We start from the raw sequence: 11,122 nt of genomic DNA on the forward strand, positions 1-11,122 counted from the left end.
GTGGTGAAAAATAAGGATCTCACCATTACAGAGTTCTCTATCGAGGGTTACGCTTCTCCTGAGGGGGACTTTGAGAGTAATCGTGCGCTTGCCGGTCGTCGAGCCAATGCTTTTGCCGAGTATCTTGTCTCAGCACATGGGGTACAGAAGAGCCAGTTNANGGTGGCAGGTCATGGAGAAGACTGGAAGGGACTAGAGGAGGCGGTGAGCAAGTCCTCTCTTTCAACCAAGTCTCAGGTGCTTGATGTGATTGCAACTACATCCAATCCTGATGCTCGTGACGCCAAACTAAGGGCTATCGATGGCGGTAAGACCTACAGCGAGCTCCTGAATGTGTACTATCCGTCACTCCGTCGTACCGAGTATGTGATAGCCTACAATGTGCGCCCCTTTAGTGTGCATGAGGCAAGGGAGGTTATCAAGACCAATCCAAAGCTCTTGAGTCTAAACGAGATGTACCTCGTAGCTAAGAGCTATCCAGCGGAGAGTAAGGAGTTTAAGGAGGTATTTGATATTGCGGCACGTCTCTATCCCAATGAGCCGGTTGCTATCATCAATGCGAGCGCAGCGGATATCGAAGGTGGTAACTATCAGGCTGCTATCGACCGTCTCAGCAAACTCTCCAATAACGCAGCAGCCCTTAATAATATGGGTGTGGCTTATGCCAAGCTCGGAGATACCGCTCGTGCTATCGATTGCTTCAATAAGGCGATAGAGCTTGGATCGTCTGAAGCTATGGCAAATCTCAAAGAGTTATCAGAGTGACAATATAATAAGCAGATATAATATAGTATTTAACAATTAACGAAACAAAAGAGATGAAGAAAATTTTTAGCATTGGAGCACTTTCACTTGCTCTAATCATGGGGATGTCTTCTTGCTCGAAAGAGAAGATGGGACCAGAACCAACAGCTGAAGGTAACACTTATGCGAGTGTGAGTATCTCGGTTAATGGCAGTGCCTTGCGAGCTGAGATCAATGAGAATGAGGAGGAGCACAATTACATTGGAGAATGGGCAGGTCAAGATGTAATCGATAAGGTTGCTGTTTACATCGTTGATAACAATGTTGTATCTGTTGGAAAATATTCCAAGACAGATTTTACAATTACTCCTACTCAAGGAGATGGTAATCAGCAGATTGTCATTACTCCCAAGAAGGCAATTAAGACCACTGCAGGAACTAAAACTGTTTATGTTCTCATTAATGGGACTGATGAGTTGGAGCAAAAATTAGCTCTTACAGATCCTGCCGCATTTAAAAAAGTTTATGCTGAAGAAGCATATAATCTAAAGAATTCTATTGACAAAAGTAAAACTCCATATGGGGTGAGTACTTCTGCTGACAAAATTGCAGCGGTTAATTCAGATGGTTATGACCGTATAGTGATGACCAATAGCAAAGAAGTTTCCTTTGATGCAGTAGACAATGTCAAGGAAAACGAAACCTTGGCTTCTGGTGCAGGTCAAGACAAAAACAGATACAGCGTTGAGGTAAAACGTGCTGCTGCCAGAGTCTTGGTTACCACTAAGGCAGAAAAGTTTAATATTACAGACAAGAATTCTAACGAGGTGTTGGGAGAGATTTCTGATATTAAGTGGGTTGTTGGACAGAGTGAATCAGCTCTCTTCTTACAGCAGAAGCCAAAGTTCGTGACTCCCAAATTTGAGTTTGTACCGGTAGCAGATACATACAAAGAAGCTATTGGTGTATACGACTATTCAGGACTTTGGAGAGAATATAATTCTAGCAAAGCTATTAATGGTAATGCCACTCCTCTTGGTTCTAAATTCACTGCTCCAGTTAATGATACTGAGTTAATCGCAGGACAAGTAAAGGGTGAATTCGTTTTGCCAACTACACACGTAATGGGTGATACTAGAGAAAATACTGGTTTCCGTAAAGGTAATTCTGTTTATGTCCTAATTAGAGCTCAGTTTACGCCTAAGAAGTTTGCTGACAAAACTGAGGCATATGTTTCTGGTTCAGATTTCTATGTAGGTGACAATGATAAGTTCTATTCAACTTTAGAAAATGCTCTAAATCCAGAAACGGGTGGTGTGAAAGGTCAAAAGGTTCGTAAGTATGTGAAAGGAAAAGTTCTATATTGGGCATGGGTGAATCCAGATAAGATTGATCCAGCTAAATGGCTAAATTCACCTGTCCTACGTAATAATATTTACCACATCAATATTACTGGCTTCAAGAGTCTTGGTTGGAACTGGAATCCATTGGTTCCAAATGATCCAGATAAGCCAGAAGACAATCCAGAGAATCCAGACCCAAAACCAGATGATCCAAATGAGCCAGATACTCCTCCAGTGAAGCCAGAAGATCCACTTTCTACTCCGGAGACTTGGATGTCTGTTGATGTAAAGGTGCTCCCTTGGAAGGTTCATTCATATGACATTGACCTTAGCATCTAATTAGTGGTATAGCTACAAGTTTTTACTTCGATGCTACTAATCATTTAAGTAAGTTATGAGGAGGGGTGTTACCTCAGGTATTGGGTCATCCCTCCTCTATTTTTTATGTAAGTATAAAACGGGTTTTAGTTTTATTATAATAACGAATAACTATAGCAATGAATTTACGTAACAAGCTAATGATGACTGTACTTCTACTAGGAGTACTACTCGGTGGTTGTAACCTTATATACGAAGATCTATCAGAGTGCCCCCAAGGGGTATATGTTCGGTATTACTCTAAGACGCCTTGTGCCGTAGATTCTACATTCTTGGGTGCGGAGGGTGCTCAGACGGTGTATCTTTTTGCGTTTGATGAAAATAATAATCTGTACAACGTTGTTTCTGAAAATAACGTTGTCTTAGACAAAAACTATAAGATGTTGGTGCCCGTAACTAAAGGGAGCTATACATTTATAGGATGGGCAGGAGTGGACGATACGTTCTTAAAAGGCGCGTTTACCAAAGGTAAAACGACCAAGAGCGAAGTGATGCTCACGCTTAAAAATGATAAGGGATTTGGCCTTCTCCCTCAGACAAAGAAGGTATGGCAGGGTGAGTCCGGCATTGTCGTAATGCCTGATGCCGAAGAGGTAGGATCGCTGTATAAGCATACTGCCATCAATCTATTGGAGAAGACCAATAGGATTAATATCACCGTCAAGATTGATGAGTCTGTCAAGGACAAACTGGACCCCAAGGATTTCGTGGTCTCCATCATGTCCGCCAATGGGACGCTTAACATCGATGGCACGATGCCTCTCGGGGTAGATGCACTGAAGGCGGTAGTCAATTACAAGCCTTTTGGCACTACGTACACTGACGATAGTATGAAGACCAGCTTCACCCTCATGGATTTGAAGACCGGTTACAATAATACGATTTCCCTCATTAATACCAAGACCGGTCAAGAGTTTCTTGGTGAGAAGGGATTAGACTTGATTGGCAAGATCCTCTTGGGCAACAATAACCCAAATGTCAATCTCGCCTGCGACCATGACTTTAATGTGGAGTTGGTGATTAAGGATAAGTGCTTAAATTGTGGTACATATATGTGTTTTGCTATCTATGTGAATAATTGGCAGGTGCACAGTTACGAATACATAGGAGAAATCTGATTTCTCCAACCTTTGTGCTGAATAGGCTACGAGAATTAAACTAAAGCGGATAGACATGAATAGAACCAATACATTATTTACCAAAGGGCTTGCTCTCTTTGCACTGCTGTCACTCCTTCCGAGTTGTGTCCTGCAGGATGCGAGAGAGGTGAGTACCGACAAGGTCTACTTTACTTTCAATATTGGAAGTGCCTTAAGTCATCAGGGGGGGGTGAGAGTTCATGATAGCACTGCTCCCCAGATTAATCAAGACAACCTTGACTTTGAAGACAGAGTAGAGCGCTTAGCTGTTTTTGTTTTTGATAATTCTACATCAGCCTTGGCGGGTTCGGTTTTTACATCAGCTACTTCATTCAAGCTTAAGATTGACAAGCCCGGTACTTACGATTTTTATTTTATTGCGAACTATATTGATCAGCCGGTGGGTTCGCCTGATCGCGTAGAGGAGTTTGATACACGAACTAAAGTAGAGGCTTACTTGGTTAAGGAACAACTTAAGGGAGATACATTTTTTAGTGGCATCAAGGGTTCAGGTGCTGCTATGCCTATGGCGAGGGTTTACAAGAGCCAGGAGGTGGGTGAAGGCGGTACTTATATGGCACCAAAGCCATTTCACCCAACTGTGGGAGATGTAAACGAGCATCAGCTCAAACCTATTAGCTCTTATGGCAATGATTACCAGTCTAATAAAACTCAAAAAACTGTCAATCTAGTGCGTGCTTGTGCTAAGCTTTCATTTACTCTGAGTGGTAATGGAGTGCAGGATATTGAGTCGGTCAAGTATCACAATGTGGCGGCTGATTACACGTTCATGGAGACGCCCGACGGGAATTATAACTCTGGAACTGTTCAAGAACTTGAGTTTCCAAAAGATGCATCAAATTCTGCTAAGCCAATTACAACTAAGGTCTATGTGCCTGAGCGCTTGTTTAAGTCTGGAACTGACTGGGCTAATCATACCACTAATGGTATCAACTTTATCACCATTACGATGAAGAGTGGTAAAGAGTATGAGATTCCTGTGATCACCAATGACAATTTCTCAGGTAGCTATATGGATTTTGCTGTCGGGAAAAGCGCGAACTATTCAGTGATTCGCAACCACCATTACATGTACAATATCAAAGTTCCTGAGGACAATAAGCAGCTCGATGTCCAATTCAAGGTGATGCCATGGACGTTGGTGGAGAGCGAGATGTCGTATGCAAGACCAGCGTATGACTTACAGATAATTGGTGCTGATGATAGAAAGTACAAGCAGATATTGGAGGAAGTTATCCTTAACGACGTCAATTATAAGCCGACAAGTGTTACTATCAAATTCAAGATTACTGCTCCAAAGGGTGCAATCTGGACTGCTACAATCACTAATGGTCGCGACTTTATCCTTGATGGTGAAGTAAAAGGATTGATCAATGAAGGTATTGTAACAGGTGTAGAAGAGTGGCATACCATGACCCTTACTCCGAGGTATCCATTCGAGAAGGAGCCTAGGTACACTCAGTTCTACATTACGGTAGAAGGCAAGGAGATTTATCTGGGTTTTGATAGCTCGGGTAATATCATCAATAGATTTATCGGTGATGGATCGGCAGAGAAGTGGCGTTTCAAGCAGGAGAGAACCATCTTGCAGGGTTTAGGAAATTAATCGTTCTACTCAAAATAGATGGATTGAAAATTGTATATCGTGATGAATAAGATTAAAAATATACTATACTTTGGGTTGGCGCTTCTCATGATGGCATCCTGTACCAATCAGCGAGATGAGCTCGATTCGACTAATTCGACTACAGGTGAGGGGTATCTGCTGGAGTTGCCTCTATCCATTCGTAATGCTACCCCAAGCGAAGCAGGTGTTTTGCGTGCTTCTGACACAGGTGTCGCACTAAGGGGAGTAGGTACTGAGCCAGGCGATCAGGATCAGTCTCTTTATGATCCCAACATCCTCAATGAGAATAAGATTGATAACCTCAATATCTTTATCTTCGATGCTTTGGGTAATCTGATCAAGTCTTACAAAGATGGAGAGATCGTTAAGCCTACTAATACCACAAGCACCACAGATGGTACTTATAAAGTCACACTAAGGGTTGCAAAAACTGATGTCGTCAAGATTGAGAATAAGAGTGTCAAGATCATTGCGATTGCTAATGCAGAGGGTGATATTGTCTCTGGGGTTACTACTATAGCACAGCTCCAAGCAAAGCACGAACAGTACGCTGACCTAAATACCAAGGAAGAGCCACGTCCCAATTTCCTTATGGATGGGATGCTGCAGCTCTCCAATATCTCTTGGGGTACAAACGAGTCTTATTCAGTTCCTGAAAAAATGGAGTTGAAGCGTGCGCTAGCTAAGATACGTTTGCGCGTTGGAGTCGACCAGATTAATGTAAGGGATTTGCAAAATGGTATTGAAACTCCATATAAGGTCGTGGAAATAGGTGATAGGCCAGACATCTCTGTCAAGCTCATGAGGTACACCAATGCTACTTCTTTAGTTGCTGGTGCTCCTTATGCCCAGCAGTGGGTGGCAGAGACAGACTATCGTGCGATGCCTAAGCGAAATTTCCCAGCAAATTTATTTCCTACAAGGAATGGAGACTTTTATGCGAGCTATCCATTTTATGCGGGGGAAAGCAATTGGGTGGATGCTTCTGCAACGACATTCAAGGGTAACTCCAAGGATGAGACCTACCTGATGCTACGCATTAAGTTGATTCCTGAAAAAGCAAATGACGGTGATCCTGGTAAGTATTATTACTACAAGCTACCAATCAATTACCGTAAATCAATGGATGGAGTGTCAGACGAGCGTCTGCACAAGATTGAGCGAAACTACCTCTATGATGTGGTGACCTCAATTGAGCAGCTCGGTAGTCTGGATGAAGGTACCCCTCTCGAAGTGAAATCGCACATAGCGATACAGCCTTGGCCGGTGGCTGATAAAGTGGATGGCACAGTGACACAAGCTCACTACCTCGTGGTGAAAGAGCTGAAGCCTATCATGGCGAACGTAGATAAGTATGCTATTGGGTATATCTCTGACCTCCCTGTTGAGGTGAAGATCACTGAAGCATTCTACGAGTACTACGACCAACGTGGTGACTACTACAAGGTGGTGTTTGACCCAAATAGTAGTACGTATAGCTTCTGGAGGTATGGATTGGAGGGAGGAACAACCTTGAAGAAGATGACAGAGGAAGAGATTACTGCACAGGGGCTGACGAAACCAACTCCAAGAGGTAATGCGGATGGTGCCACAGTTGATCCTACGGATAATTATATCAAAGATGGTCTACTCAATGTGTCTCATGCTGTTCCGGTAAACTTCGTGCCTTTCCAGATTAAGTTTACAGTGACTCAGAAAGATCCCAACAATACCAAACCTCTTTCTGAAAGTGTGCATGTCACCCAGTACCCACCACTCTTTGTCACTGGGCGCAAGTCGCCTGGTTTCGCTGGTGGCACATCAAGGGTTGTTTCGGGATATTCAACAAATGATTATGTGGATTTTAGACATTATAGTACGCTCGGTTTGCCTGGAAGCTATGGGGGGGCGGATACTATAGAGGCTCAGAGAAATGATGTCTTCAATCGAATTACCACTAAGGTGCCTGGGAAAATTGATTTAGGTAGTGGTCAAACTCTTGATTATTCTGTGGGAAATCCGTTTGACGAGACAACACAGATGACGGTAAAGGAGGATTGGGCACAGAATATTGTGTCCCCAGAGTTTATCATCGCTACGCAACATGGAATGACCAATAATATTACACCTCAGTATGATGAATCAATACTAGATGTGTCAGTTCAGTCTAATCATACTTATACTAATAGAGCTTATGTGACTCCTTATGGACCGTCATCAACATATTTTGATAATAAAGAACCCTACCACACTCCGCAACAATATGGTGGTACACCCCCCACTACTAATGATCAAATGTATGCCAGAGCATATAAGACGGCTGGTGATAGGTGCTACAATTATTTCGAGGGAGAGTACGGTATGGATGGCAAGTATTGTGAGTACTATTGGGATAGAGGGACCAATGCTTATCAGTGGCGAGTAATTGAGAAAACCTTTAAGTATAAGGGGCGTTGGCGTGTGCCTACTATTGCTGAAGCACGATTGATAGATGCTATTCAGGATAATCCAAACTCTGTTACAAAGAGATTGATGTATGGTCGTTCATACTGGACTGCTAAGACCGGTACGGCTTATGGTTTTACATCGAATACAGTCCTTACTGGAAATGATGTTTATCAAGATTATGAGGAGTGGGATGGTTACAAGTGGGTTGATAAAAAAGATTATCAAGTTTCTCCTGTACGTTGTATCTTTGATACGTATATGCATGATGATAAGGGCTTGAAGTAAGCAAGTTGATATAAAGAAATATTGATATGAAGATATTATATAATAACATAACTAAGGGAGCTTTCCTTTTCTTATTGAGCCTATTTGCTCTATCTGCTTGTTCGAATAGCCGTAATGAGGAGCCTGATGTCCACTCTACAGTCAAGGAGGGTGAGCGTTTCACTACTCGCGTAGCCATCAATTCGTCAGAGTTGGAGTCATTTAAGCTCCGCGCCGGGATTGAGAAGATTGAAGACGTAACGAGTCTCAGAGTCTTGGTGTTTGATGAAAATCAAAACTTCCTCTATAGCGAGGATGTAAAAACGTTAGGCGAAACGACGGATATAGCTCTTGACAAAGATGGTCAATTCCTTCCTGACCATTTACAAGATGGCATTACCCGTATCAGACAGTTCGAGGTCTCTCTCATCAAGAGTAGCAAGAAGCGTTATGTACATTTCGTGGCTAATCACGACTGGACCGGATTTACTCAGGATTATTATGCTGTGGGTACTTCTGCAGGTGAGTTTATGACCCACCCTTCGCTGGTAGATAAGTATGAAGATCTGCATGGCGCTTCTTCTAACCCCAGCAACCTCTCTCTCTGGAGTGTCTACGAGGCAGACCAACTGGATGAAAATACCTTTAAGGACAAAGTGGTGAAGCTATTGCGCACCTATGCCAAGGTGACGATTAAGGTGGGAGATGCGGTGAACGACCTGAATGAAAGTGAGCGATTTGAATTGACTGGTTATGCTTTCTGCAACGTGCCGGACCGTGGTACGATTGCTCCATTTGAGACCTCTCTCTACCACTATGAGTTCCCATTCCCACCTAACTTCGCTACTAAGCCTGTAGATATGAAGTTGATGAATGAGGAGTCTGCTGTAGCCAACGGAACTTCTCCGCTTACTTTTACTAAAGTTGATGATCCGACCAAGGAGACAGAGCCCTATTATCTTTTTGAAAAAGACAACACCAAGGAGGATCATAAGACGTTCTTGATCATCAAGGGTATTAGAACCAATAACGCTAAGGGTATCAATGAGGAGGAGCGGTACTACAAGATTGACTTGGTGGATCGTAAGGATGCTAAGTCGATCAATACCTACTTCCCTATCCTTAGGAATAAGTACTATACGGTCAATATCAATGGTGTCAAATCGGATGGATTCAAGACTGTAAAGGAAGCTATCGAAGCACCAGCAGGCAATAATGTATTTGCGGATACTAAGTTGCAGGAGTTTGGTAAGATTTCTGATGGTACTCTGTCACTTTCAGTAGATCCTATTCAACTTGTTGCAGTGAGGAAAAAAAACTACTCCTTCAATGTCCTGTATACTGGCGATGAAAAGTACCTCAAGTATTACCCCTCTTGGAATGTCACAGACTTAAATGATCAGGGTGAATCGGGGTATAAGTATGCGGCAGGTGATGACCCTTTTATGGGAGGTCTTCGTAAGACCCCGACAGGCTTTGAGATTGATGTGCTTTCTATCCCTACGGATGCCACTAAGGAATTTACAGTGGAAGTGGTCGCTTTACGTCAGCTTCATGATGCTGATGGTAACGTGATTTCGTCTGTGGATGGTACCTCTGGTGCTACAGTGCCCATTACCCGCACAGTTCATATTACACTTAATACCCCTTATCCATTTAACGCTGAATTAAAGACAGGAGCTACATCTGACCAAAAGATACTTTCCTTTAGGGTGTATGAGGAGCAGGTCTTTCCTAAGTCTACCTTTCCATTTGAGGTGCTGATAGAGGCTCCCGGACTTACGCCTGTGAATGACGGAACAGGGAAGAAGAATGTGACCATTGAGAATATCTACGATAAGGAGCGTGGTAAGATTGTTTCTTACTACAAGTACATCGTACAGGAGACCGATAGAGGTCGGGTTGAACTGCCATTTAAGGTGAATAATCCTTTGGCGGGTACTGGTGATGTGCGATTGACGTCCGAATTCTATAAGGATGAGTTGATTCCCGATCAAAAGACTATTATCTATAAGAATATACTTGATCTGAAGTATTTGGATCCAGCTACACTTAGCAAATATGAGACGGACTTTACGGACAATGATACCTTTGAATTTACGTTTAAGGGAGAGACGCTCAATACGGACCAACTCTTGAGTAAGTATGGAATTGTGATGAAAGTAAATACAGCAACTCGCTATACTAATGGTGACTATATTTTTGATGTGCCGAAAAGTTTTCTTGATGCCTATGGTGCTGAATCGTTGACTCTGACCTCTTATAAGACTTTTGATCCAACTGCTGGTAAGGTGGTCTATACCCTGAATAAGACTATGACGGTTAGTGAGTGGCTCAGCAATAAGGTCGAGTCGACATCTACAACGGCTCCGACTCCTAAGACGGTGGTCTTCGGCTTAAGCCATGTAGAGGTCATTGGACGCGTCTTTTATTGGTATAAAAACTATGATGGTGGGGCAAGATGGTACCAATCACAGAATCCACCAAAGCCTGCTTATGAGCTATTGGCGACAGCCGATATCAATGGTAATGATGCCAATCCGGGAAAGTTTACGGCCGCTGAGTTTAATATTGATCCTAATTATTATATAGGTGATTATGATTATTCAAGAAGTGCATACTTCCATCGTTTTACTCTGAAATTCTCTAACGAGGGACAGATGAAGGATAAGTTTTATCTCAAGTTGAATTATACTGGATATACTTATGGGTCTGAGATTAAGTCTTTGGGCGATTTGCTGAATAACCCAATCTTTGAGATCAATATTGGCTCGTATCGGTAATACGCTTATTGACTGAATATATAGAGGGTGCCATCCGATACGGAATGGCACCCTCTTTGTACACTGATACTCTCCCTAGTCAGATCGCTTGGGTGTATAGTTGTCAGTTTTATGAGAATGTTGCACGAAAAACCGTCTCAAATTATTGCGTATATCATTGATTATTAGTATCTTTATTGTGTAATTAAGGGGAGGATATAGTATTGATTTATAGCGACAATAGTTATGGGATTCAAGCAAACGAGCAACAATGCACCCTCATTTACTGAGGTGTTTACCGAATTGAGAAGTTCTAGAGCACGCAATGAGTTTCTAGAGCAAATTGACAAACTCATTGATTGGAGACCATTTCAAACGCTCATAAATAAAAAGCTAAATAAGAGAGCTGAAGCGAAA

The 11,122-nt window shown here is 42.5% G+C and carries 6 protein-coding genes; all 6 read left to right on the forward strand.

Features of this window, described 5'->3' with window-relative positions; translation table 11 throughout:
• Positions 1–3 precede the first annotated feature (3 nt).
• The 6 genes from A3GG_RS0109420 (at position 4) to A3GG_RS0109445 (ending at position 10,726) form a co-directional block, all read left to right on the forward strand.
• On the forward strand, positions 4–765 hold the full coding sequence (locus A3GG_RS0109420; RefSeq protein WP_428829145.1) for a tetratricopeptide repeat protein: 762 nt from the start codon (positions 4–6) through the stop codon (positions 763–765).
• A gap of 53 nt (positions 766–818) precedes the next feature.
• Entirely contained in the window at positions 819–2,426 is a 1,608-nt protein-coding gene (locus tag A3GG_RS0109425; RefSeq protein ID WP_018359046.1) for an Mfa1 family fimbria major subunit, read from the forward strand.
• A gap of 158 nt (positions 2,427–2,584) precedes the next feature.
• Positions 2,585–3,583 (forward strand): FimB/Mfa2 family fimbrial subunit, encoded by a 999-nt coding sequence (locus tag A3GG_RS0109430; RefSeq protein WP_026215755.1) that lies wholly within the window; start codon positions 2,585–2,587, stop codon positions 3,581–3,583.
• 55 nt (positions 3,584–3,638) lie between these two features.
• Positions 3,639–5,231 (forward strand): FimB/Mfa2 family fimbrial subunit, encoded by a 1,593-nt coding sequence (locus A3GG_RS0109435; protein ID WP_018359048.1) that lies wholly within the window; start codon positions 3,639–3,641, stop codon positions 5,229–5,231.
• Between the two features lie 42 nt (positions 5,232–5,273).
• Entirely contained in the window at positions 5,274–7,964 is a 2,691-nt protein-coding gene (gene fimD / locus A3GG_RS0109440; protein ID WP_018359049.1) for a fimbrial tip adhesin FimD, read from the forward strand.
• Positions 7,965–7,990: 26 nt separating this feature from the next.
• Entirely contained in the window at positions 7,991–10,726 is a 2,736-nt protein-coding gene (locus A3GG_RS0109445) for a hypothetical protein (protein ID WP_018359050.1), read from the forward strand.
• Positions 10,727–11,122: the final 396 nt, after the last annotated feature.

This window comes from Porphyromonas levii DSM 23370 (assembly GCF_000379925.1).
Taxonomy (GTDB): domain Bacteria; phylum Bacteroidota; class Bacteroidia; order Bacteroidales; family Porphyromonadaceae; genus Porphyromonas_A; species Porphyromonas_A levii.